The following is a 25934-nucleotide window of genomic DNA, read 5'->3' as shown; positions in this document are numbered from 1 at the left end:
ACAAACAAGCCCGGCAATTGCCGGGCTTGTTATATTTTTACGATCTTAAAAATCTATATGGGCTACGAATCTTAAGCTTCAGAACCTTGAATCTTTTCTAATTCAGCGATAGTCGTTTGCGATACAAGCTGACCATCCATGTAATAGCTAACGTTTTGACCATCTTTGATGCCAGTCAGAGTTGCCGTTTCACCAGAGGTATATACGATGTCCATTTGAACTGTGTTCTCGTCGATCTTAATCATCTCACCTGTTTCAATTGTACGATTGTTTGAAATTGGCCCTACAGGCGCTTCTTTAAGGCTCGGATCAAGGTCATCGTTCACTTTGAAGTGAGTGTCAGTTTTCGTATCGAATACGTGTGGTGCACCGCTGATTGGGTTTTTACCTGTCCAGAACTCGAGGGAGTTGAATACTACGTAATCTGCTGCAGTTGTAATACCGTACACAGGTGCTAATAAGAAGTTTACACCTGCACGAGCATAGCGGTTATCGACAACTTCAACGTTAAATTTCATTACTTTCCCTGTTACGGCGTTACTGCCGATACAACCAGTTAGCGCAGAAGCCAAAACCGTTAGTCCTACAATTTTAAGTGCAATCTTTTTCATTTTAGTACCTGTATAAGTTAGAAGTCTGTTTCGTTGGAACAGGTGTAGTATGGTTTTTATTCGATTATGAGTTTTACCATTTAACGCCACTGATGATAGAAAGTTGGTCTCAAATTTTAGGTAAAGAAATAGACATAAAAAAAGCGCACCCTAATAGGGTGCGCTTTTTGGTGTTTAGATAAGTTGTAATGAAAACAACGACTCCAATAAAGGATCACTTCATCACATAGGTATAAGCCGATACGATAAGCCAGCGGAAAAATCGAAATAAAAGGGTAGTGGCTTTAAAGGCAAATTTGGTAATTGAGAGCATTGCTTCTGCACCAATGGTCACGCACTTATGCAAATCGGATTCTTTATATTCTGAATAGGTCATGTGTTTTCTCATTTCTCGCGGTTGTCTTTCATATGTAAGTAATGACTCCTGTCTGGCGATGTACCCTGTGCAACTAATGTACGAATATTCATCGATAGAAACTTACCATTTAGTGCCAAATAGTGTGAAAACCAGCCAAAAGATAAAGGGTAGAGATAAATTAAGTACGTACCTAGGTGTAACTCATCAAGTTACCTAAAAACTGTGACTAATAATGGTATGATCGTGGGTTCAGCACCATAAGTGATAAAAGAATAGGAAACAGAATGACTCACCTTACCGATCAGCAAGAAGCTGCAATGGCGACGTTTAAGGAAAACTTACACCTTCCAAATGGTGGTTTTCATAAACTGATTATCGAGCTAAGTAAGGAATATCAGCTGCCTTTCCAAAAGGTGCGTGCGGTTTTGAAGAAAGCTCAAAAAGACGTCGAACGTCAAATACGCGAAGATTTTGCGAGTATCGATGATGGGGTTCTTAGCCAAGAGAATTGGGTGAACATTATTAAGTCGAAGCTTGTTGAGTTAGCGGAAGAAAACCAAACGGTCATGGATAAGCTGCAACAAAATCTGAAGTATCAAAAAGTGTTGTCGGCAACCAATGGTTCAATCGCAAGTGAAGACGAACGTGATGAGTTGATTGAAGAATTGATTCAAGCTTATGAAAAAGAGGTATTCAAACCTTTACTGGCGATGCTGCATACAACAAAGCTGTATTGGAAATTAATGCTGGTGGATGAGACATGTAAGATGAATGAGGAGAATCGTGAGAAATTCAGTGATTACCCTCAACACATGCAAGCTGCAGAACACTTATATACTCTTGATCAGAAGTTAAGGTCGATGCCGTTAACTTATTAGTCCATGAGTGCACTGATAATGACTCATTGGTGATTCAGAGTTTGATATAAGTTGGTTTCAATAGAAGTACGATAACCTAGCTAGCGTTAGCCGCGTGTGAAATGCAAAAAGGGCTAGGTTTCTGTTCTGTTCTGTTTTACTTCTACTCTATTTTGTTCTGCTAGAGCGAATTGAGGGTGACATCTTTTACATCTTTGGGACTAAACGGTGTTTCTTTTTGTAGCCTATGGGAAATGCTATAGGAGTGTGAAATGTCCTAGGGTGTTTCCGTTGCCTGAAACAATAGTTCCGATGCTTTCTCGTTCATTAAATTCAAAGTCGATGAGATAACTGTGATGTTGTAGCTTGGGCAATATGTGGCGGTGGAGTATATCGCTATTGAGCTGTCGAATCTCTGTGACCCATGAAATTTCTTCTTTGTGTAAGTCTATTTTAATCTTGAGCATTTATTACCTTTTAGTTTATTGACTGATTTGTCGCGTGATAGTTGGTACCAATGGGTTTGTCGTGTTGTTCTGCGTGACATAACTGTGCCTTGTGTTTATTACATTTATATTTAAGTGATCGATCTATTTTGACTTCGCTAACAAAAGAGCGAATGACGATAGATCGGTAGTGAGGATCGAATTTAAAAGCTATTGAATGACTATCTAGGTGAAAGCTGACGCAGAGATGGTGTAACGAGGAAATCGAGAACTGTCTTTGAGGAACTTGGACTTACTTTAGCATTAACAGCTCTATAGATTAGAGCCAAGTGAGGCACTATACGCCTAGTTTTTTGAATTGCAACCCTATTTTTAATTTAATTTAAAAATATGTTTGAATGATTTTCCGTCGCTTATTGAGAGTTAAATGAGCGAAGGACAGGTAATTCACCATGATACCTGACCGATGTTTGGCTTTGCACCGCTTCGTGTTCTTTGTCATTAGTGGTTTTATTTACTCAGCTAATTTAGTGGTTGTTAAGTCTCTGTTATATATAATTTTTACATTGTAAATTGCAATTCGTAACTCTGAGGTTTAGCGTTGTGATTAGGAGATTGAACGTCGTAATTCTGTGATTTAGCTTTGTAATTACAGGGGGGGCGGGCACTTTTCCCCATCAGTTTATTCTTCAGATTGATGATCATTTTCCTCTGCACGTCCTTTTGCTATTTCTGATTCCTAATATCTCTCCTACGCATAATATGAATACTCACTTTTACATTTCTGAATAATAAAGTTGTTGTGTCTCCAGTTTAACGCAAATATAATTGATAATAGTTCTCACTTGCGTTACGGGTTTGTTATCAAAGTAATGACAGACTTTAAATTATCGTTATTTAGCCGTTGTGTACGCCTCATGCTCACCTATGAGTAATGTGACTTTCATTGTCATGAGTGGTGGTTAGTATCAATGGCAAAGGAAGAAACATGAAGAAAACAATCAATTCAGTTCGCCAGTTGTTAAGCGGGCTTGCCATCGTTCTTGCATCATCATTCCTGATGACCGCTCAAGCGAAAACCGTGACCATTGAACACGTAAAGGGCACGGCGCAGTTTACTGAAGTACCACAGCGCGTTGTAGTACTTGGCTTTGGTAGCTTGGATGTGCTTGAACAAATTGGTGTACAGCCAGTTGGTGCGCCTCATAGCTTGCTGCCTGATTACCTAGCTTCGTACAAAGAAACGACAGCAAATACAGGATCATTGAGTGAACCTGATTTTGAAGCTATCTACATGTTGAAGCCTGACATCATTATCGCGGAAAACCGCATGCTTAAGGTTTACGACAAGCTGGCACAAATCGCTCCAACGGTCATGTTCTCTATTGAAGGTGATAAATACTGGGCTGATGCTCAGCAAAACTGGCGCGCGCTAGGTGACATCTTTGGTAAGCAAGCTGAAGTAGAAGCGATCATTAAAGAGACTCAAGGTTCAATCACTGCTGTAAATGACAAAGTAGCGTCTGACGAAACTTCAGCAATGATGCTAATGAACAACGGTAACAACATCGCGATGTTTAACAAAGGCAGCCGTTTCTCAATCATCTTTGATGACTTTGGTTTCGTGGAATCAAAGAGTGCGACAGTGGCTCCAATTAAAGGGACTCACGGCAACCTAATCTCGTTCGAATACATTGCTGACGCAAAACCTGAAGTGCTTTACATTCTTGACCGCGAAAAAGCGATTGGCAAATCAGAAGGTCGCGCACAACAGCTGTTTGATAACCCATTAGTTGCGGCGACACCTGCGGCGCAGCAAGGCAACATCGTTTACCTTGATTCAAGTGCTTGGTATTTGGCTGGTGGTGGCGTGACAGCGATTCACCGAATGTTAGGTGATATTGAGCGTACGATTCAATAGTTACTAATCATCAGATTTTCGGGCTTATAAGAGCGTTCTTATAAGCCCTTTTTCACTTTTCATACGGACTCAAAGAGCCCTACCTTTAGTATTATTTCTATGTTGAAACCCATTGCCGCTGCTGTATTTCTTGTTGTGTTATGCGTTATGTCATTGATGATTGGAGTCGCTGAGATCAGTTTTAGCGACTTCTTCAATGGCAACCAACACGCCAACTCTATTTATGTTGTTAGTCGAATCCCTCGATTGTTCGCGATTGTGCTTGCCGGTGCGGGCTTGAGTGTCGCTGGCTTGATCATGCAACAGATCGTGCAAAATAAGTTTGCCGCGCCTTCGACTATGGGCACCATTGACTGCGCCATGCTTGGGTACATAGTCGGTATTCTAGTGCTAGGCAATGCAGCGCAATGGAGCTACTTAGGTTTCATTTTCGCGTTTGCGGTTTTCGGAACCATGCTATTGGTCCGTTTTCTACAACACCTGAAGTTCAAGAATGCGGTGTTGGTGCCTTTGATTGGCATCATGTATGGCAACGTTGTTTCGTCTCTAACAACCTTTATTGCTTATAAGTACGACTTAGTACAAACCATGTCGGCATGGACAATGGCGAACTTTGCGAGTGTGTTGCAAGGCAGCTATGAAATTCTTTACCTCGCAGTGCCTGCTTGTATATTGGCTTACTACTTCGCGAGTCAGTTCAGTGCGGCGAGCATTGGCGAGAGTTTTGCAAAAAACATCGGCCTGAATTACCAGAAGATCGTTTTCATTGGTGTTGCGTTGGTGGCTATCTGTGCTTCTTCTGTAGTGATGATTGTTGGTGTCATCCCTTTCCTTGGCCTTATCGTGCCAAACATTGTATCCCTGATGATGGGCGACAACATGAAGAAAATCCTACCTTGGACAGCCTATTGGGGCGTTATCTTGGTGTTGGCTTGTGACCTGTTAGCTCGAATCGTCATCTTCCCTTATGAGATTCCAATCTCGATGGTAATCAGCATCTTCGGTGGCTTGATTTTTATCTACCTAATCATGAGAGACAAGTCGAATGCGTGATTCAGTAAAAATTGCGATTCTGGCCATCGCGTCTTTGTGTATGGTGGCCGTTTTTGTGGGACAGGGGCTAACGTGGGATAACTACGAGTTCTTTTTGTCTCTGAGACTACCCAAATTGCTGTCGATTGTATTGGCGGCGGTAGCAATTTCAGCGTCGTCACTGGTTTTTCAAACCATCACTAATAATCGAATTCTAACCCCATCCATCTTGGGTTTTGACAGCTTGTATATGCTGGTGCAAACGGTACTTCTGTTTGTGTTCGGCAGTGCTGGTTTTTGGGTGATTGATTCAATCGCAAACTTTTCGATGTCTGTGACCGTGATGATCTTGTTCTCGTTTGCTCTGTTCCATTTCTACTTCAAGAGTAAGCGAAACAACGTGTTTACATTGCTGCTGATTGGCATCGTGTGTGGCAGCGTATTCTCTAGCCTTTCAAACTTCCTAGCGATGTTGATTGATCCGAATGAATTTGCAGTGCTGCAGAATGTGATGTTTGCAAGCTTCAATAATGTGAAAGGAGAACTGGTTTATCTCAGCCTTATTCCATTGGGTTTGAGCTTACTTGGCCTGTGGCTGTTGGCTCCTAAGCTTGATGTACTTTGGCTTGGTGTTGATAACGCAACAAGCTTGGGTGTGAACACCAAGCGACTGACTCAGATTACTTTGGTTATTGTGTCAGTGATGGTCGCGGTATCGACTGCTTTGGTTGGCCCCGTGCTGTTCTTTGGTTTAATCACCGTGAGCTTAGCTCGTCAGATATTCAAATCTTATCAACATCGTGTGCTTATCATCGCAAGCAGTTTGTTAGCGGTAGTGCTATTGGTTTCAGGCCAATGGTTTATCGAAAAAGTAATGGCGTTTGAAACCACAGTGAGTGTGATCATTAACTTGGTCGGTGGTTTGTATTTTATGTTCTTGTTGTTACGCACCAGAATTCAGTAAAGGTAGTAAGTAGTGATTAAATTAACAGGTTTAACTAAGAAGTATGGCAAGTCACTCGTGGTTGATGATGCCAGTGCTATGTTCCCGAAAGGAGAAGTGACTTCTATCATTGGCCCAAATGGTGCGGGTAAAAGTACGCTGCTTTCTATGGCGAGTCGCTTAACCGAAAGTGATGCGGGCGAGGTCGTTATTGGTGATAAATTACTGGCTGAATGGGATACCAAAGAGTTGGCGAAACACCTTGCCGTCTTAAGACAGTCAAACAACATCAATATGCGATTTACGATTCGTGAGTTGGTCTGTTTTGGTCGTTTCCCACATTCTCAAGGCCGCTTGAAAGACGAAGATCATAAGATCGTCGATACGGCACTAGAGCACCTTGGCATTACCGACATCCAAAACAAATACCTTGATGAATTGAGTGGCGGTCAGCGTCAAATGGCGTTTATCGCGATGGTTGTGGCGCAAGATACGGATTATGTGTTCTTAGATGAACCACTGAATAACCTAGATATCAAACACTCGGTTGAAATCATGCAGACGCTGCGTCGTTTAGCGCATGAGTTTAATAAAGCGGTGGTTATTGTGATTCACGACATCAACTTTGCTTCTTGCTATTCAGATAACATTGTCGCGATGAAGAAAGGAAAAGTGGTTAAGTCAGGTAAGGTTTCGGAAGTGGTTGAAAAGTCCGTGATGGAATCGATCTACGAGATCCCATTTGAGATTCGCGAGTTCGATGGTGTTCGAATCTGTATGTACTACTCAGGTCGTTAGGTTCCTGAGTCGATAGATTGTTCTAGTTTCGAATGCCGATATGGACATCCATCTAGCGACCAAAATGAACACTAAGGTAAGTTACTCGATGAATTGTATAAAGTTTGTACGACGAGTTTCTGACATGCATATCAACTCACCGTTAGTTTGATGTCACTCGAAGATCTATCCTTCATTTTTAACAAACATTTGTCTTTTTCATGTTGAGAGGTACGAAAAGCCATCTACACTATGATTATAACTGTTTGATTTTTATATGAGGTATCAATGAGTCGTAAGCCTATAGTGTTAGTCGTGGATGACACCCCGAGCAACTTGGACGTGTTAACTGCAATACTCAAAGATACTTATCAAGTAAAGGTTGCGATTAACGGTACCATCGGTATTAAGATTGCCAAGATGGTGCCTCAGCCTGATCTTATTCTCCTTGATATCATTATGCCTGACATCGATGGCTACGAAGTGTGCCGTCAATTAAAAGCTCAGCCAAATACTGCGCATATCCCCATTATATTCGTTACCGCGAAGATTGGCCCTGAAGCTGAAGTGAAAGGCTTGTCCTTAGGTGCAGTTGATTATTTAACGAAGCCAATTACACCTGAAATTGCACTACAACGTGTAAAAACCCATATTGCTCTTTATGACCAGCAACGTGCGTTGTTTAGTCAGGTGAAAGAGAAAACTCAAGAGATCAATCTGGGTAAGCTAGAGACCCTTAACATATTGGGTAGGGCGGCTGAATTTAAAGATAATGAAACCGGCATGCATGTAATGCGTATGAGCCATTATTGCGAAATATTAGCCAAGGCGTTAGGCATGACAGACGAAGATGCTGAAACCCTGCGTGACGCGGCTCCAATGCACGATATTGGCAAGATTGGTATTCCAGATAGTGTGTTACTCAAGCCTGGTAAATTGGACGTCGACGAATGGACCATCATGCAGAAGCATGTCGAGTATGGTGTTGAGATCCTTGGAAGACAGAGCGACTCCAAGTTGATGCGAATGGCTATTCAAGTCGCGCAGTATCATCATGAAAAATGGGATGGCAGTGGTTATCCAAACCAGATCGCGGGTGAAGAAATTCCTTTAGTAGGAAGAATTGCTGCGGTGGCTGATGTATTTGATGCACTGACGGCAGAGCGTCCTTATAAAAAAGCGTGGAGTGTCGATGAAGCGCTCGCTTTGTTTGAAGAGCAAAAAGGTAAACACTTTGACCCTCGAATTGTCGATTTACTGTTTGAAAACCTACCTCAAATATTAAGTATCAAAGAGAAGTTTAAAGATGAGTGAGCGCTTAATGTCGTCGCTATATCGTTTTGTTGTTTCTCTTGTGCTCGTGCTTTTGGCGTGGCCACTGCTTATTCGTAGTGCTCATGCTGATGAAGCGACGGACGCCCAACTAAACCAGTGGTTAGCAGATAAGCCAACCGTAACTTTTATTACCCTTACCGACCATTACCCATATTCCTTTATTGATGATGACGGACAAGTGTCTGGGATCATAAAAGATTGGGCATTAGACCTTGAGAATAGGTTTGGTGTTCATGCTCGATTTATCAGCGTGGGATCTCGTGTTGAGGCGAAAGAAGCCTTGTTAGACGGACGAGGAGATATCTTCCCATTTCAGCAATTTGACCCTAGTGAAGGTGGACGGTTTCTTGCGAGTGAACCGTATATTCCTTATCAGGTTGCTGTGATTGTTCCTATTGACAATAAGATTGATACTAACTTAGATCAAAATCATAAGCGTCGTATTGCCATGGTTAATGAAAACATTGATTTGGAGCGCGCAGGAGTGAGGTTGAGCTCTGTTGAGAGAGTCGACTTTGAAAATGTTATTGATGCGGTACGAGCTTTAGGGGAAGGCGATGTTGAAGGCATTGTAGGTGAGCCAATTACCACCATGGATCTGGCAAAAAAAATTGGTGTTCATGATTTAGCGGTCAATTATGTTCTGGAGCACTGGAAAAGGTTAGAAGCATCAATGGTGGTCCGAACCGATGAAACAGAGCTGCTGACGCTAATAAACAAGCAGATTGAAACCTTCGATGTGGACAATAAGAACCAGATTCTATCAAAGTGGTTAGACAGTTCTCCTTATCGAGTGCCATTAAAGGGCGTATTCGGCTTTGGTAACCCTCCGTATATGTACCCAGACAGCACCGCAGTCGGACTAGAACACGACATTCTTCAGCGTGCACTTAATGATATGGGATATAAGCTAGGTGACGTTGTCACTCTTCCTCCTAGCGCCGCTAGAAAGGCCATCGATAACAATAATTCTATAGCCTTTGTTTCTGGTGTTCAGTTTGATGATCCTAATGTGCACTTTTTAAGTGATAACGTTCTTAATGTTGAGTTTGTTCCTGTTTCACTCGCTCGACGCAAACTTAACCTCCAATCCCAAAAAGAGTTGTCATTGGGGGCGCTACTGTTTGACGAGACCTCCCCAATTAAAAACTCTGTTGAAGTATTGAAGGGCAAGTTAGACATTGATCGTGTCGAAGACTACGAAGATCTTGAATCGGCATTCTCACAGCTTAGGGCTCAAAATGTTGACCTGTTAATGGTTGAACGCAGAGTACTGGAATGGTTTATCACCAATACTCGTTTTATCGAAATGGCAGAGCTAACGTTACATGACGATTATAAGATTGAGTATCCGATCTATGTTGACTTTAAGAGTGAAGAAATCAGAGATAGTTTCAATGCCGCGATTAAAAGGCTTAAGCAGGCGGATGACGGCTTAAACCAAATTATCGAGATGCAGGTGCAGAGTGATTTAAGCCAAGTCCTTAAAAAAGCGAATATTATCGCGCAAATATCTGCGTATTTTATCGTCAATGACCGCTTTGAAGAGTTGATGGAAGTGTTTGAAATTTTCGACACGGACAGTTCTTTTCAGGTGATCACCGCACAAGCGGATAACAATAGTCGCCCGATCAAATCTTGGTACATAGGCAACCTAGTTGATGAATATGGAGAGAAGAAAAATACCTCTCACTTTTCATCAGTCACCAAGGTGGCGAATTATAGAACCAAGGGAGGGAGTACCAACTCTGGTTCGATGACTTTCTATTTTGATACTAAATCACTAGAACGAAACCACGTTTATTTTCCTGCGGTCGAGCAGTTTGATTCGTTTGGTGAATCGGCCAAACGCTATATCGCAGATGTGTATCAAGCAAACAATTTAATTGGCGAGATTTTAAATTTAAGCCCAAAAGAAAGACAATGGATCAAAGATAACCCAGATGTGAGGATAGGTATCGATCCAAACTCTCTCCCTTATGAGGCGGTATCAAATACCGGAGAGTATATCGGGATGATTGACGATTATTTAACGCTTATTGAGCAAAAAACAGGGTTAAGTATTAACCATGTAAACGTTGAAAGTTGGTCTGAGACTCGAAGCTTGGTTGATCATCATGAGGTGGATCTGGTCTCTGCTGCTCAAGAAAATCGCTCGTTAGGGGATAACGTCAAAGCAGCTAAAAGCTTGTTTTCAAGTCGTTTGGCCATTGCATCGAGAAGAGACGTTAGTAGCTTGGTACTTGAAGAAGCTGATGGTTGGAAAATCGGCATCTTGAAGAATGCGGCAAATACTAACGCGATTTTAGATAAGTACCCGAACGTTGAATGGGTAAAGGTAGATTCTACGGAAGACGGGCTCAACAGATTAGATAATAAAACCTTAGATGGCATGATCGATACGGTCGATGTCCTCAACTATCTCATTGACTCATTTGGTCACCGAGAGATTGGAATTATCGGTCGACTCGATTTTTTCCTCTCACCAACTTTACATGTCACCAAGTCTCAACCTTTGCTTTTTACTATTGTAAATAAAGCGATTGAGGGTATTTCTGCTGAAGACCATCAGAAAATCTCCGCAAAGTGGGCGGCACCAAAGGCAATAGAAAGAGTTGATTACGAGTTGGTTTACACCATCTCGGCTTTTTCTTTGATCATTGTGTTACTTATTGTTTTTTGGAATCGAAAGCTCGCTAAGCAGATCAGCATCGCCAATGATGCAACAGAGGCGCTTAAGAAAGCTCAGGAGCAACTTTACAATATGTTGAACAGCTCTCCAATTGCCGCTGCTGTTGTACTTGAGGAGAAGGCTCGTTATGCAAACGACACTGCGAAGCGCTTATTTGGGGTTGAAGATCGAGAACTGTCCTCTATCGATGTGGCCTCTATTCACGACTCTTTAGATGTTCGTGACAAAATCCATAATGAGCTTAGCCTCAATGGCAAGGTTGAAAATAGAGAGTTGGTACTTAGGAAGTCTGATGGAACCCGCTTTGTTGCGTTAGTCAGTTACTATTTGTTTGAGTTAGATGGTGAATTAGCAACACTGTTCTGGGCTTTTGATATCTCTGAGATGAAGCGTCTAAATGAACAACTGGAAGAAGAAAAAGAGAGAGCCGACTTGGCTAGCCAAGCTAAATCTGAGTTCCTAGCCAATATGAGCCATGAGATAAGAACACCAATGAATGCCATTATTGGCTTGTCTTATCTGGCTATTGGCGAAATATCTAATCCTGTCGCTCGAAATTATATCGAAAAAGTGCATCGTTCAGGTCATTCGTTACTCAGCATAATCAATGACATCCTTGATTTCTCTAAGATAGAAGCAGGGCAACTTGTTATTGATAACATCCCGTTTGACCCCGTGACGACCTTTAATGATGTGATTGAGCTGATGGAGTCGAAAGCGGCTGAGAAGCAACTCAATTTGTCGATGGTTATAGACCCGGAGTTAGACTCGTCGTTGCGAGGTGACCCATTGAGGTTGTTCCAAGTCATTCTTAACCTTGTTGGTAACGCGATTAAGTTTACCGAAAAAGGCAACGTAGCGTTAACTGTGGACCTTGTCGAGTCTAACGATAACAGCCTAACCATGAAGGTGAGTGTGGTGGATACCGGGATAGGCATCTCGGATGAGAATCTGCACAAGCTGTTTGAAGCCTTTAGCCAAGCGGATAGCACAACGACCCGTCGGTTTGGTGGTACGGGGCTTGGGCTTAACATTAGCCAGAAATTAGTGCACGCGATGGGCAGTCAAATTACTGTGGAGAGTGTTTACGGGCAGGGCAGTGAGTTCTCATTTGTGCTGACATTGCCACGAGTAAGCGCGGATGAGTTAGCCGACTTTAAAGCCCAAGAGCTGCAGTTGGATTATCAGGTTGAGTTCAAAGGGCAAAGAGTACTATTGGTTGAAGACAATGAGCTGAACCAAGATCTAGCCTTAGCATTTTTCAGTCGTTCTAAATTGAATGCGGATCTTGCTGAAAACGGAAAGGAAGCGCTGGAATTAGCTCAAAATAACGACTACGAGATAATCTTTATGGATCTTCAAATGCCGATTATGGATGGCTTTGAAGCAACCCGTTTGATTCGCGAGTTTGATACAGATGTACCGATTGTTGCAATGTCGGCCAATGTGTTTGCCGATGCGAAACAACGAGCGAGGAAAGCGGGTGTAACCGACTTCTTGGATAAGCCAATTGTTATTGATAAAGCGATGTCTTTGATTACGAGGTACATTGTTCCTGAGGTGCTAGTAGAAGGTCGAGCGCCATCTGACTCGTCTTCACATACGAAACAGACTGTTGATTCTAATGAGAGTGCGGTATTAAGCTCTGATGCCTCAATTGAGCCACCTATTTTCTCTCAGTCGAGATTTGAGCAACTGACTTATCATGATGTGAGACTGCAAGCCAAGATGCTTAATAGGTTCTGCCAAGGCGCGCCAGATACGATGTCGGAAGCTTCTGATAACTTAGTACAAGGCGATTGGGAAACGTTAGAGCGTAATCTTCATACTTTAAAAAGTATGGCTGCTTCGATTGGTGGATTACGATTAGCTGAACGACTCAGTGATTTAGAACACAAGGCTCATAATAAGGCGTGTAATGAGCAGGATCTTAAACAAGGTGAACTTGAGCTAGTTGAGCTGATTAAAGAGCTCGAGAGCAGCTTTGATATGCCTTGCGCTGAAGACGCTGATGCGGCATGTACTCAGGAAACCGAGCTAAGTAGTGATGAAGCATTGGATTCACCTCTTATCACGCAAGAGCAGCGCACTAAATTGTTATCACTGCTCGAGGCTTATGATAACGATGCAACTCAATATGTGACTGAGTTACAGGCACAGTATCCGCATTCTGTTGTTCTTAAAGATGTTCGAAGTGCGTTAGATAACTACGACTTTGAAGGAGCTAAAGAGGGGCTTGGCGCTTCTGAGTAGCGGTCTTTTATAAATATCACTTCAACATTAAAGCCTTTAGCTCTTACAGTGAAATAACCAACTAGCTAAAGGCTTTAAGTCTATTTGTACCGAACTAATTACTGACGTTTTGTTTGATTAGCTCGATCACTGTGTTGTATCTGTGTGGTAGTTTTCGGTTCCGCTTCTGAACCAAATACAGTGTTTCTTCAACTTCCACTTTTGGCGGGACAACATACAACTTATCGCGTTCTGGAAAATGCTCTACAGCGCCCGCAGGTAAAACCGTAAACCCAAGCCCTTTCGATACTGGCAGCAAGATCTGGTGAAGCTGATTGATGTAGCCAGATCTTGGTATTTCATTAACGTTGATGTTCGCGAGATCCTTGTCTCCACACAGATCGAAATACAAAGACAGGTAGTGAGCAGAATCTGGATGCGCAATAAGGCCAATGTCGTGCAGTACTTGTGGTGTTATCTCTAAGTGAGCCAGACTGCTGTGAACGATGAGGCAGAGTGCTTCTTTACCAATGACTTGGCTCTGATAGTAACTGTCGTTTGGGGAGTGCCTAACAATGCCGATATCGGTGGTGCCTTGGATCAGGTCATTCAATATCTTTTTGTTTGGAGCCGCTTCTAAGTTAATGCTCAGATCTTGGTGTTGCTGCTGAAGTTCAAGAAGCTTGGGGTACAGACGTAAAGAGAGTGAACCAGAGCAAGACAGGTGACATTGTCCAGCATAAGGATTATCAAAACTCAGAGATTCGAATAAATCTTCTTGGTCTTTTTCTAGCTTGAGCGCATAGCGATACATAATCCGACCCTGTTCGGTCAGCTCGAAGCTTTTATTTTCCCGAGATAGCAGGTCACAATTGCAAGCTTGTTCAAGCTTCTTGATGTGCTGGCTCACTCCTGGTTGTGTCATGTACAACTTTTCTGCGGTTTGGGTGAAATGTCCAACTTCAACCAGAGTCTTAAATGTCTTGAGCCAAAGTGGATTAATCATACTCACCTTTAAATTCCGTAGCTCATAAATCAAAGAGCTTCTAAGTAGCAAAGCTCATGAACAACAAAGCTTATGAATAACAAAAAATTATTATTATCTTAAGTCATGATAATTTCAACGTTCAGAACGTCAAGCCGAGAAGAACACGGTATCTTTGGTGGAATATTGTTCGAGTTATCAAGAGAATGGCCATTTACTTGAATTCATCACACGTAACAAAGTGTTGCGACTTTGTTGGATTTTTGGTCTAGTGACCCACTGTGCTCATATTTAGGAACGAAGATGAATAGAAATGTTTGGCTGCTCTCACTGTGTCAGGCCTTATTGATGACAGGGAATATATTACTGATCTCGGTGATTGGCTTGATAGGCAAGCAGATTGCACCCAGTGTCAGCATGATTACTCTGCCTGTTGCCTTACAGTTTTTGGGCTTAATGGCAGCCACCATTCCTGCATCTTTAATTTCAGGCAAGTTAGGGAGAAAGCGAGGATTTAGTATCGGTAATGTTGTGGGTATTACCGGAGCAAGCCTTGCTACTTACGCGTTATCTCAGCAACATTTCTATCTGTTTTGCTTCGCCACATTTTTGCTCGGGATAGGTATAGGTTTTGGTACGCTTTATCGCTTCGCTGCAATTGAAGTGTGCGACGAAAACGCGCGACACCGTGCGATTTCAATATCAATGGCTGGTGGAGTATTGGCGGCGGTACTCGGGCCTAACTTAGCGATCATGTCTCAACAATGGTCAGCAGATGGTTTGTACATCGGTGCTTTTGCTTCGCTGATCGGCTTGAACATCTTAGCTTTAGCCTTGTTACAAACAATTCAGTTTCCTAAGGTCTCTTTTAATCGCCAGGCTCCCAAAGCCGATCCTTTAAGTGTGATCGTTAAAGCGCCGAACTTTATTGGTGCTGTGTTTGCGGCCATGGTTGCTTACGCCGTAATGAACATTTTGATGACTGCAACGCCATTGGCGATGATTGGTTGCGGATTCGATTTTACTAAGGCTGCTGGTGTCATTGAGTGGCACGTGTTGGGTATGTTTGTACCTGCTTTCTTTACGGGTTCCCTCATCGAGAAGTTCGGCTCAAGAATGATGATCCTTGCGGGTGGTGTGTTATTTGTGGTGAGCATTGCCATCAATATCCATGGCGTATCAATTTGGCACTTTAGGGCGGCGTTGGTGGTACTTGGAGTAGGTTGGAACTTTATGTTCATCGCTGCAACAGGGTTGTTTAGCCAGTCTTACCAGCCTCAAAATAAAGCTAAGGCGCAAGCATTTAATGAATTCGTTGTGTTTGGTTGTGTCACCGTTACGGCATTGCTTTCTGGTTGGCTAGAATCGACCGCAGGGTGGCAGAACCTAAATATCTACGTATTACCATTCGTGTTAGCGGTTATCTTACTGTGCGCGTTCAGCGCACGTAAATCACGTATTCAAAAGCAGCCTGTATAACGAGTATCGAGTGTGAATCAGTAAATCTATTGCTGCGAGCAAATTACGATTCCTTGGAATACAGACAAATAAAAAGCCCTACCATGTCGGTAGGGCTTTTGCTTACGGCTTAAATAATAACGTTTTCTTAAAACTGCTGTCTTGGCTTATATCCTATGACAACAGTACTTAAGCTTGGTTTATCAGTACGTACGTTATTGGCGACGTACTTGTTTCAATGACTTGAGGTTGGAGCAACTTACAGGTCGACCATAATGGTCTTCGTCGTAATCCCGCCTTGGTCATCGATTATCTTCAATGTCACTTCGTGCTTTCCGTATGAAGGAAAGATAGAAGTGAATGTGCGACCTCGTTTTACTTTTCCATTTGGAAGCGTCCACTCGGTATCAACAATACGACCATCACTGTCTGAACTTGTTGACCACATGGTTACCCAGCGTCCCAAGTGGATGTACTTAGCGCTTGCTTCCGGTAGGGCGTTTGGAGATGCAACACTCACTACAGAACTGAATGAACCAGTGGCACCTTTGTCGTCAACAACGGTCAAGCTAACCGTGTATTCACCGGCTTGCTCGTAAGACCAAGTAGGTGCCACTTCGTTGCTTGTTGTGCCGTTACCAAAGTCCCATAGATAACTGATGATCTCACCATCTTGATCAGAACTGAAGTTACGTGAAGAAACGTTCAGGCCAGTAACATTGAGCTCGAAGTTCGCAGTAGGGGCGACGTTATGTTGGCTTACTTTAGATAAGCGCACCACACCGTATTCGTTGTCGTTACTCTGATTCAAAATATCAACGGCTAAGCCAAACTGCGTCAGGATACGTCCTGAATCAGGCGCTTGAGGAGACGTGTAGTCTTGGTCGTCAGAGAAGCTAGCGTTACCAAGCAAACTGGTATCTTTAAGTACATCATTGTCGCTGTTCACAAGACGCATTGGGGTATGATCTTTGAGTGAGAACGCAGCATCTCGAACTTGGTAGCGTGTTTGAGCAATTTCGCCTGAGTTTTCCCATACCATGGCGTTTTGGTCTGCGTCTACAACACCTAACCAACCTTCACCTGGGTGCTTGCCAACCCAGTTATCGGTAAGAGATTCGTCTACATACCAAATGATCAGACCCGGGTCGAATGACATCAATTGACCCATGCGTTTGATGTTAGCTAGGCCTTCATCAACGTCCATGTGGCTGCGCCATTGCAGTAGGTAGTAGTGCTGAGCTTGATGGAATCCATTACTCAGTTTGTAGCCATTAAGGGCGAAGGTGGAGTTGTTTTCACCATCGTCTATCTCAGTCACTTCACCATCGACAACCAAAGTAAGGTTATCCAGATAGAAACCTTCCATCGCCAAGCCACCATCTGTGATGTACTCAAATGAAAGCTCTACTTCTTGGCCTGTCCATTGTGAAACGTCAAACTCAGCATCAATCCAACCGCCAGACTCACCACCAATCGCAGGGACTAGGCCCGTATTGTATGGATCATCCATTGAGGTGATGTTGCCTGCGATGGCTTGTTCATTCACGAGCACGCGCGCAAAGTCGTAATCTTTCTCAATCTCATACCAAGTTTTGAACGAAAGCAGTGCAGAATCACCGGCTGGAATCACCAACTTACGTGTCATGCTGTTTTTCAGGTCATCGCCTTTTTGAGAGTGGAACGAATACTCACCAGCAAACGGTTTTAAACCTTCGATCTGTTTTTCTGGAAGATCCACTTTAATCATGTTCGGACGGCTGTTATCCGTGGTTTGGAACAGCGTATAAACCTGTGGGTTGTCTTCTAGGTCATCAATCGAGATTTGATCATCGTTAATCCAACGACCGCCAATCGATTTTTGTAAGAAGTGTTTTGCCCAAGAGCTGAATGCTGTTGGTTGTGTGCCACCGATTTGACCAGCCCAGCTGCCTGAGGACATGATTGACCAGTAAGATACTGGTTCACCCTTGCCTGTGTATTGTGTGTCGTATTCGTCTGGCAGACCTAAATCATGGCCATACTCGTGAGCACAGACACCCGCTGCCGCGTCAATCGGTTGAATGGTGTAATCAAATGCTGCGTATTGGCCACCAAAGCGGTCAGGAAGAGAGCTAGAGGTGCCTTCAAGTACATGTGTGCGACCAAGATTGAATCGGTGAGACCAGATAGCATCTGGGCCTAATATGCCACCACCGGCTTCTTCGCCAACAGATGCGTGGAACACCATTAGGTGATCAATCACACCATCGGGTTCACGGAAGTTTCCGTCACCGTCGTAATCGTAACGATCTTCGATGTCGTAATCGGCTAGGTTGATACTAGGATCTTGAGCCAATTGATTCAGCGCTTCGCGAACCAGTTCTTGTGCGTTGAGATCGTTGTCGGTCGTCGGGGAATTACCACCATAGAATGACGCAGGCTTAGAGGCGCGATACCAACCAGCCGCTTGACCTGCAACGCTGTAACTGTCACCCGATTCGCTTTGGTAATACTGACGCATCGAGATTAGGTTTTCGCCGTTTGGCCCTGTGTAGCCAGAGTTTGAAAACAGCAACTCTTGATAATGTTCTGGGTTGTAGCTCTCGTAGAGCATTTGGGTGTGCTCTTCGGTCAGCTTGTTGTCATCCCAGTTTAAATCAGGGAAATCGACCAATAGAGCGAGTACTTTATCGGTACGCTTGGTGCCGAGCTCTAAAGCAAATACGCTTGCTTTTTTAACGCCAGACCCTTTTTCGATGGCTTTGAGTATTTTCGCTCGTTGTTCTAGCGCTTTTTTACCGAATTGAGCATCGCCTTTAAAACCGGAATTGATCTTATTTTTCAAGTAACGGTCAAGAGCATCGTGTTTTGCAACATTGGTTGCATCTTGATCGACTAAGCCTTGTCTAACTAGCATTTCGATAAGTTTGTCTTCATTAACAACGCCTAAATCAATAGGTGTTTTTGCATAACTACTGACGCTAAATTGAGTAAGCATTGCTGAAGCCAACAATGTTTTTCTCATCATTTTCATTATATTTCCTTTTTATATTTCCATGTCGATATCAGTATCAACTGCCTTATTCGAATCAGCTGTCCGAGTCTGGCCTAATACACTCTTGTGGTGTCTTATTTAACTGACGTGTGTTTGCTGTATGTTTCGTACTTTCTATTTCTTTTGTATTGGTTGTCTCTTTTATATTTTTTGAATCAAACTGAGTGCTCTTTACTTTTTTAGCGTTGAGATAGATACGCAAAGCTTTTTGATTGTCTTCATAGGTTAAGCCAGGACAGATTACGCCTCTTTCAATCAATGACTTGAGTAACAGTTCATCATTCTCAAAGGTGGAAGCCTGTGACAGTGAGGAAAAAGATAAAACCATTAAAGCCATTGTTTTATGTGACATTTTTATATCAAGCCATCGGTTTTGATTATGCAACAAAATATATTTATAAAATTAACTAATCAAACTAATAATCATTACAAATAATTATCCGTTCCGGTTTCAACATTAAGAGTTAATATCAAATAAGGATTGTTATTTATATTATTGTTAGTTATTTAGTAAGGTTGGGTGCATTAATAGCTGATAGTATTAATATTTAATATCAGTATTGGGTAAATGGTTATTATACTTCAGAGCGCTTTATGTAAGGCGTGGGGTTATAATTAATCAAATGAATGTTTTATTGTCGGTGTTAAAAAAATTCATGTAATAATTGAGTGTTTAGTAAATATCCAGTCTCAAATTATTTTCACTCGAAATATCAATAATTAGGGTGCTGAGAATGGTTTTCAGTGTTTCAAGGGCGTGAAATTTAACAATAGCAGAGTTGGTCGGGTTGTCACCGCCTGCTTGCTTAAAGCGAGTGAAACGGCTGAGAGAAGAGGGCGTGATAGTTGGTGATGTATCTATCATCAACCCAGAACTGACTGGCAGTAAGATGACTTTGGTTGTATCCGTGGAAATGGAGCGTGACCGAGGGGATATTTACCAAATCTTTCGCCATTCTATTTCAAAGGCAGAAGAGGTCACGCAGTGCTATCAGATATCAGGCAGCTTTGACTTCATGTTGATTGTGACGGTCAGAGACATTCAAGCCTACGAAGACTTTGTGGAGCCAGTACTGCGCAAAGATCTGAATATTCGTAAATTCCATACATCTGTCTCAATGAGAACCGTGAAGTTTACCACTGCAGTAAACTTAGATGAGTCGTGACTGTTAGCTTGAGAAGGTATGTGAAGTTATTAGCTTTGTGAGGTACTTAGCTATTGTTTGTATAAATAGCAGGCATTTACACAAAATGTGACGTTCACATTTTGTCATAACTTTAATAATTGTATATATTCCTCGCCTAAAATAATAATTAACCTAAGTTAATATAATGACTGTCAGCTCATCTTCTCAATCTCGTGAAACGCTTCTAAGCGAAAACGAACAACTTGTCTCTACCACTGACTTAAAAGGCGTGATTACGTACAGTAATGATGCTTTTTGTCGCATAGCGGAATACAGCCAACAAGAATTGCTAGGGCAACACCACAATATCGTAAGACATAACGATATGCCGAAAGCCGCTTTTGCAGATATGTGGGTCAACCTAAAACAAGGTAAAGCGTGGCGTGGCATCGTAAAAAACAAAACCAAATCCGGTGGGTTTTATTGGGTCGATGCTTACGTTACCCCAATCTACGAGGGCGGCAAGGTGAGTGGTTATCAGTCTGTTCGTGTTAAACCGAAGAATGAGTGGGTGCAGATTGCAGATAAGGCCTACCAAGGCTTATTGAAAGCTGAGAAATCTGGCCGCCAATGGTCATTACAGATCAGTGACAGTGTTCGTTACGCAGTTTTGTTAGGCTCTTTGGCCGCACCTCTGGTTTCAAACCTAGTCGAAGTAGGGCAAGTGTCGCAATGGCTTCTGAGCTTGCTTCCAGTTTCAGCATTAGCACTGCTTTTCCGACAAGAGCTCATTGATACTCCACTGCAGTTAAAAAAGCTGCAATCGAAATTCGATAGTGTTAGTCGCCTTGTCTATTCAGGTAATAGTCAGTTCTCTGTTGCCGATTTTCACTTAAAACTGTTGTCTGCACGTATTCGCACTGTACTGGGTCGTATGACAGATTCAGCTAAGCCATTACAAGATTTGGCAGATAATTTAAATGCCACGTCATATGAAGTATCAGAAGCCTTAGATCAGCAAACAAAAGACATTCTTCAAGTACGAGAGGCGACTGAAGAGGTTGAAGTAACCGCAAATGAGGTCTCTTCTCGCACAGAAGAAGCACACCAGATTGTTGATGTGACTTTGCGAACCTGCGCTGGCGCTAAAGAAAGCATTAATCAAACTCATCAAAACTTAGAGAGCCTAGCTTCTCAGGCTGAAAAGGCGACTCAAACGACTTACCAACTGAGCGACCAAGCACAGAGCGTGAGTAAGATAATGGAAGAGATTGGTGGAATCGCCGAGCAAACCAACTTGTTGGCACTGAACGCTGCGATTGAAGCGGCTAGAGCGGGCGAGCAAGGACGAGGCTTTGCTGTCGTTGCAGACGAAGTGCGCGCGTTGTCGGGTCGAACCTCAAAGGCTACGGTTCAGATCAAAGAGAGTATTGATACCATGCTGGCAACAATTGAAGGCTGGCAAAAAGATATTCTGGCGAACCGTGAGCAAACGGACGCATGTGGTGATGTTGCGAAGGTGAGTGCAGAGCGCTTGTCTGAAGTCGAAAACCTAATGCAATCCATGAACGAATTGATGCAGTCTGTTGAAAACTCAGCTCACAAGCAACGTACTCTTTCGAGTGAAGTTAACCTTCACATGCAATCTATCGCATCGACCGCAGAACAAAACTTGGTTGCCACACATTCTGTTAAAGATCATTCAACAGAGCTAAAAGAGCAAGTGAATGAGTTCTACCAACTGGCGAAGCGCTTCGAAGAAAAATAGAATCGCTGCCACAGATAATCTGAATCAGACTTAACAGAAAGCCTTGTATAATATGCAGGGCTTTTTCATAGGTGAAAAGTGGCGGTTAGAAAAGCTTTGAAACAAAAATAAAACATCGTTCAATTGTGATTAAGTTACACTTCCCATATTCCAATTAAAAGACAGAGCATCAGCATGCGCCCCCTTATTGTTACCACCATTTGCTTAAGTTTTATTAGTGCTCCTTGTATAGCCTCAAAAGGAGCGAATTACCTTTATACGGGGTATCAGAATACGAGGGTGAGTGACGATGGCTTTCAAGATTACTTTGATGGTGCCTACAATAACTCAGGAAGTAAGCAACTTTATGGTGGCTATTTCGGTGGAAACTATGCATTAAACGATGCTTTCTTCTTAGGTTTTGATTCGTCCGCGACGACACGCTCTTCAACGACATTGTCTGACCTATCCATTCACTTGGGTCTGTACCATTCTGTCAGCCAACAAGTTGAATTGTATGCCTCTGGTGGTGTGAATTGGGTAAGACCGGAAAGACGCTCTTCGTGCCGTAATGACACCATTTGGGATCCGTGTGATCGAGAGACTATTAAAAATTACGATGAGGGTTTTATTGGTGAGGCGGGGGCTGTCGTATCACTCAATGATCGTTGGTCACTGCAACCTTTTTATCGCTATTCAGATACCCATCAACATGGTCTAAATAACTTCGGGATTGTGAGTTCGGTTGATATTCTTTCTTGGCTCGCTGTCGACGCTGGATATGACCATACTTATAGCAAAAACCTAAAGCAGAATACGATTCGAGTGGGTGCGCGGTTTACGTTTTAACGGCTAAAAGCGCAAAGATACAAAAAAGCCCCGCATTTTCATGCGGGGCTTTTAGTATGCTTCAACCTATTTAAAGGCGAGACAGTGTCTTCAAGATTAAGCTAGAAGCTCTTTCGCTGTGTTTACTACGTTTTCAGTAGTGAAACCAAACATCTTGAATAGCTCACCTGCTGGTGCAGATTCGCCGAACGTTGTCATACCGATGATCTTGCCACCGAAACCAACGTACTTGTACCAGAAGTCAGCGATGCCAGCTTCTACTGCGATACGAGCAGTAACGTCAGATGGAAGTACAGACTCACGGTATTCAGCGTCTTGCTTATCAAACGCGTCGGTTGCAGGCATAGAAACTACGCGTACTTTCTTACCTTCAGTTGTTAATTCAGCAGCAGCGTTAACCGCTAGTTCAACTTCAGAACCTGTTGCGATAAGGATAAGCTCTGGCTTGCCTTCACAATCTTTCAGGATGTAACCACCCTTAGCGATGTTAGCAACTTGCTCAGCGTCACGATCTTGTTGTGCAAGGTTTTGACGAGAGAAGATAAGTGCAGAAGGACCATCTTTACGCTCGATTGCCAGTTTCCAAGCCACTGCAGATTCAACTTGGTCACATGGGCGCCATGTGCTCATGTTTGGAGTTAGACGTAGAGAAGCGATCTGCTCAACCGGTTGGTGAGTAGGACCATCTTCGCCAAGACCGATAGAGTCATGCGTGTAAACTTGGATGTTCTGAGTTTTCATCAGAGCTGCCATACGCATAGCGTTACGAGCGTATTCCATGAACATTAGGAACGTTGCGCCGTATGGTACGAAACCACCGTGCAGGGCGATACCGTTCATGATAGCTGTCATACCGAATTCACGTACACCGTAGTGGATGTAGTTACCTGAGAAGTCGTTTGCTTCAAGAGACTTAGAACCAGACCACATGGTTAGGTTAGAAGGCGCAAGGTCAGCAGAGCCGCCCATGAATTCAGGTAGCATAGCACCGAACGCTTCTAGTGCATTTTGAGATGCTTTACGTGATGCGATGTTTGCTGGGTTAGCTTGAAGATCAGCGATGATTGCCGATGCTTTCTCTTCCCATTCTGCAGGAAGATCACCGTTTACGCGGCGTTTGAATTCAGCTGCCAGCTCAGGGTATGCTGCTTCATAAGCTGCAAGTTTCTCGTTCCACGCTGCTTCCTTAGCTGCGCCTGCTTCTTTCGCATCCCACTCTGAGTAAACTTCCGACGGAATTTCAAAAGGACCGTGCTCCCAACCTAATTCTTTACGTGTTGCTGCAATTTCTTCAGCGCCTAGTGGTGCACCGTGACAGTCGTGCGTACCTGCTTTGTTTGGAGAACCAAAGCCAATTACTGTTTTAGTACAGATTAGAGTAGGGCGAGGATCTGCTTTAGCCGCTTCAATTGCTGCGTTGATAGCGTCAGAGTCGTGACCATCTACTGCTGGGATTACGTGCCAGCCGTAAGCTTCGAAACGCTTAGGTGTATCGTCAGAGAACCAACCTTCAACTTCACCATCGATGGAGATACCGTTGTCATCCCAGAAAGCAACCAGCTTACCAAGACCTAGCGTACCCGCTAGAGAGCATGCTTCGTGAGAGATACCTTCCATCAGACAGCCGTCACCCATGAATGCATAAGTGTAGTGGTCTACGATGTCGTGGCCTTCTTTGTTGAATTGTGCCGCAAGCGCTTTCTCAGCCATTGCCATACCAACAGCGTTAGTGATGCCTTGACCTAGAGGACCAGTAGTCGTCTCGATGCCTGGTGCATAACCGTACTCTGGGTGACCCGGAGTCTTAGAGTGAAGTTGACGGAAGTTCTTAAGATCTTCAATTGAAAGCTCGTAACCTGCTAGGTGAAGCAGAGAGTAAATCAGCATAGAGCCGTGGCCGTTAGACAGGATAAAACGGTCGCGGTCAGCCCACTCTGGGTTTGCTGGGTTGTGGTTTAGGTGAGAGCGCCAAAGTACTTCAGCGATGTCAGCCATACCCATAGGTGCGCCAGGGTGACCAGAGTTTGCTTGTTGTACGCCGTCCATGCTTAGAGCACGAATAGCGTTAGCTAGATGTTTGCGGTTCATAGAAACTTCCGAATAAAAATTAAGATAAACAAATTGATAAAAGTAGGGGAACTGAACGTTCCCCTATTTGAATTTGGTAAGAGTGATTACAGCTTAGCTGCAATCATTTCTTCTAGTTTGCCTTGGTCAACTGCGAAGTTGCGGATGCCTTCAGCTAGTTTCTCAACAGCCATTGCGTCTTGGTTGTGATCCCATAGGAACTCAGCGTGAGTCATCGCTGCTGGACGCTCTTTAGTACCGTTAGAGTCGATTAGCTTCTCTACTACTTCACCTTCTGCTGCTTCTAGGTCTGCTAGAAGTTGAGGTGCGATAGTTAGACGGTCACAACCAGCAAGTTCAAGGATCTCGCCGATGTTACGGAAGCTTGCGCCCATAACAACAGTTTTGTAACCGTGGTCTTTGTAGTAGTTGTAGATATCTGAAACAGAGATTACACCTGGATCTTCTGAAGCTTCGAAATCACGACCTTCTTTCGCCTTGTACCAGTCCATGATGCGACCTACGAAAGGAGAGATTAGGAATACTCCAGCTTCAGCACAAGCACGAGCTTGAGCGAAAGAGAATAGAAGCGTTAGGTTACAGTTGATGCCTTCTTTCTCTAGGATTTCAGCAGCGCGGATACCTTCCCAAGTTGAAGCCAGTTTGATAAGGATGCGGTCGTTCGTGATGCCAGCGTCGTTGTACATTTTGATAAGCTGACGAGCTTTAGCAACGCTGCCTTCCATGTCGTAAGAAAGACGAGCATCAACTTCAGTCGAGATACGGCCTGGAACTACTTTAAGGATTTCTTTACCGATGTTTACGTTAAGCATGTCACAAGTGTCTTGAACTTGCTGTGCTTTGTCATCGCTTTGCGCTTTAGCGTATTCGATAGAAGCATCGATTAGAGGAGCGTACTCAGCAATTTGAGCGGCTTTAAGAATTAGAGATGGGTTAGTTGTTGCATCTTCAGGAGTGTACTTGCTGATAGCTTCAATATCGCCAGTGTCAGCTACAACAGTTGTTAGTTTACGAAGTTGCTCTAATTTATTGCTCATTTTGATCATCCTATGTATCGCATAACACCCCTTTAATGGGAGAGGTGCGGGCATTTGCAAGCTAACTAATGAAGTTCTCAATGGTTGTACCAGTGAGCCAAACTTACATTAATTTAAATTTTTCTCCGAACGAACATTTGCACAGAACATTTGATCGCTCGATGAGTAAATGATGTAGCCATATTTATCCGATCTAGCACCAAAGTCAACGGTAAATAGTCCTGTATGGTGACTTCAGTCAAATATATTTCGCTCTAGTAATCATGGGGTATGCGGGCAAACGTTTAACGGGCATGGGAAGGTGAATTAATCAACAATAAAACCAAGGCTATCACCGTGAACAAATGTTCCTTGTCGTTACATATGTTCGCAGTGTAAACTTGTGTATCACTTGCTGATGCA

The 25934-nt window shown here is 43.2% G+C and carries 17 protein-coding genes and 1 pseudogene; 11 read left to right on the top strand and 7 right to left on the bottom strand.

The genetic code is table 11. From position 1 onward, the window contains the following. Window positions 1-71 precede the first annotated feature (71 nt). Complete coding sequence (locus QQ041_RS09170) at window positions 72-611, bottom strand: DUF3332 domain-containing protein (protein ID WP_285953678.1); 540 nt, start codon at window positions 609-611, stop codon at window positions 72-74. A gap of 642 nt (window positions 612-1253) precedes the next feature. Between QQ041_RS09170 and QQ041_RS09165 the strand changes: the two genes are divergently transcribed. Continuing rightward, on the top strand, window positions 1254-1847 hold the full coding sequence (locus QQ041_RS09165) for a hypothetical protein (RefSeq protein ID WP_146490804.1): 594 nt from the start codon (window positions 1254-1256) through the stop codon (window positions 1845-1847). Window positions 1848-2083: 236 nt separating this feature from the next. Here QQ041_RS09165 and QQ041_RS09160 read toward each other — a convergent pair whose 3' ends face one another. Next, entirely contained in the window at window positions 2084-2293 is a 210-nt protein-coding gene (locus QQ041_RS09160; protein ID WP_004731601.1) for a hypothetical protein, read from the bottom strand. Between the two features lie 967 nt (window positions 2294-3260). Between QQ041_RS09160 and QQ041_RS09155 the strand changes: the two genes are divergently transcribed. From QQ041_RS09155 to QQ041_RS09130, 6 genes are all read left to right on the top strand, one after another. Further along, the gene (locus QQ041_RS09155) at window positions 3261-4193 is read left to right on the top strand and encodes a siderophore ABC transporter substrate-binding protein (protein WP_285953677.1); all 933 of its coding nucleotides are present in this window, start codon (window positions 3261-3263) and stop codon (window positions 4191-4193) included. A 99-nt stretch (window positions 4194-4292) separates the two neighbouring features. Further along, window positions 4293-5246, top strand: coding sequence for an ABC transporter permease (locus tag QQ041_RS09150; protein WP_146490802.1), 954 nt, complete (start codon window positions 4293-4295; stop codon window positions 5244-5246). After that, complete coding sequence (locus QQ041_RS09145; protein ID WP_285953676.1) at window positions 5239-6189, top strand: iron chelate uptake ABC transporter family permease subunit; 951 nt, start codon at window positions 5239-5241, stop codon at window positions 6187-6189. Before QQ041_RS09150 ends, QQ041_RS09145 begins: the two co-directional genes overlap by 8 nt. A 12-nt stretch (window positions 6190-6201) precedes the next feature. Then, window positions 6202-6966: an ABC transporter ATP-binding protein gene (locus QQ041_RS09140; RefSeq protein WP_016793443.1), complete on the top strand. Its 765-nt coding sequence runs from the start codon at window positions 6202-6204 to the stop codon at window positions 6964-6966. A gap of 267 nt (window positions 6967-7233) precedes the next feature. Further along, entirely contained in the window at window positions 7234-8259 is a 1026-nt protein-coding gene (locus QQ041_RS09135) for an HD-GYP domain-containing protein (protein WP_285953675.1), read from the top strand. Then, entirely contained in the window at window positions 8252-13225 is a 4974-nt protein-coding gene (locus QQ041_RS09130) for a transporter substrate-binding domain-containing protein (RefSeq protein ID WP_285953674.1), read from the top strand. Before QQ041_RS09135 ends, QQ041_RS09130 begins: the two co-directional genes overlap by 8 nt. Before the next feature lie 94 nt (window positions 13226-13319). Here QQ041_RS09130 and QQ041_RS09125 read toward each other — a convergent pair whose 3' ends face one another. Then, window positions 13320-14210 carry a LysR family transcriptional regulator gene (locus QQ041_RS09125; protein ID WP_285953731.1) on the bottom strand — a complete coding sequence of 297 codons (891 nt, stop codon included), beginning with the start codon at window positions 14208-14210 and terminating at the stop codon, window positions 13320-13322. Between the two features lie 282 nt (window positions 14211-14492). Here QQ041_RS09125 and QQ041_RS09120 point away from each other — a divergent pair, with 282 nt between their 5' ends. Beyond that, window positions 14493-15668 (top strand): MFS transporter, encoded by a 1176-nt coding sequence (locus QQ041_RS09120; RefSeq protein WP_285953673.1) that lies wholly within the window; start codon window positions 14493-14495, stop codon window positions 15666-15668. A gap of 238 nt (window positions 15669-15906) precedes the next feature. On the opposite strand, the gene QQ041_RS09115 is transcribed toward QQ041_RS09120, so the two are convergent. Continuing rightward, a complete protein-coding gene (locus QQ041_RS09115; RefSeq protein WP_285953672.1) occupies window positions 15907-18663 on the bottom strand; it encodes an immune inhibitor A domain-containing protein in 2757 nt (918 codons plus the stop codon). 55 nt (window positions 18664-18718) lie between these two features. Beyond that, window positions 18719-19036: a hypothetical protein gene (locus QQ041_RS09110; protein ID WP_285953671.1), complete on the bottom strand. Its 318-nt coding sequence runs from the start codon at window positions 19034-19036 to the stop codon at window positions 18719-18721. Between the two features lie 382 nt (window positions 19037-19418). On the opposite strand from QQ041_RS09110, the pseudogene QQ041_RS09105 reads away from it, so the two are divergent. From QQ041_RS09105 to QQ041_RS09095, 3 genes and pseudogenes are all read left to right on the top strand, one after another. Next, a pseudogene (locus QQ041_RS09105) lies at window positions 19419-19850 on the top strand (Lrp/AsnC family transcriptional regulator). A gap of 166 nt (window positions 19851-20016) precedes the next feature. Continuing rightward, window positions 20017-21579 carry a PAS domain-containing methyl-accepting chemotaxis protein gene (locus QQ041_RS09100; RefSeq protein WP_146490795.1) on the top strand — a complete coding sequence of 521 codons (1563 nt, stop codon included), beginning with the start codon at window positions 20017-20019 and terminating at the stop codon, window positions 21577-21579. Between the two features lie 279 nt (window positions 21580-21858). Next, window positions 21859-22407 (top strand): hypothetical protein, encoded by a 549-nt coding sequence (locus QQ041_RS09095; protein ID WP_261383428.1) that lies wholly within the window; start codon window positions 21859-21861, stop codon window positions 22405-22407. Between the two features lie 96 nt (window positions 22408-22503). On the opposite strand, the gene tkt is transcribed toward QQ041_RS09095, so the two are convergent. Together tkt and tal are read right to left on the bottom strand one after the other, a co-directional pair. Continuing rightward, entirely contained in the window at window positions 22504-24495 is a 1992-nt protein-coding gene (gene tkt / locus QQ041_RS09090; protein WP_285953670.1) for a transketolase, read from the bottom strand. Between the two features lie 86 nt (window positions 24496-24581). Next, window positions 24582-25532, bottom strand: a complete 951-nt coding sequence (gene tal / locus QQ041_RS09085) for a transaldolase (RefSeq protein ID WP_146490793.1) — start codon at window positions 25530-25532, stop codon at window positions 24582-24584. Between the last annotated feature and the right edge of the window lie 402 nt (window positions 25533-25934).

The sequence above is a fragment of the Vibrio sp. TMPB1044 genome (assembly GCF_030442075.1).
Taxonomy (GTDB): Bacteria; Pseudomonadota; Gammaproteobacteria; order Enterobacterales; family Vibrionaceae; genus Vibrio; species Vibrio satsumensis.
This window is presented reverse-complemented; position numbering and strand designations above follow the sequence as displayed.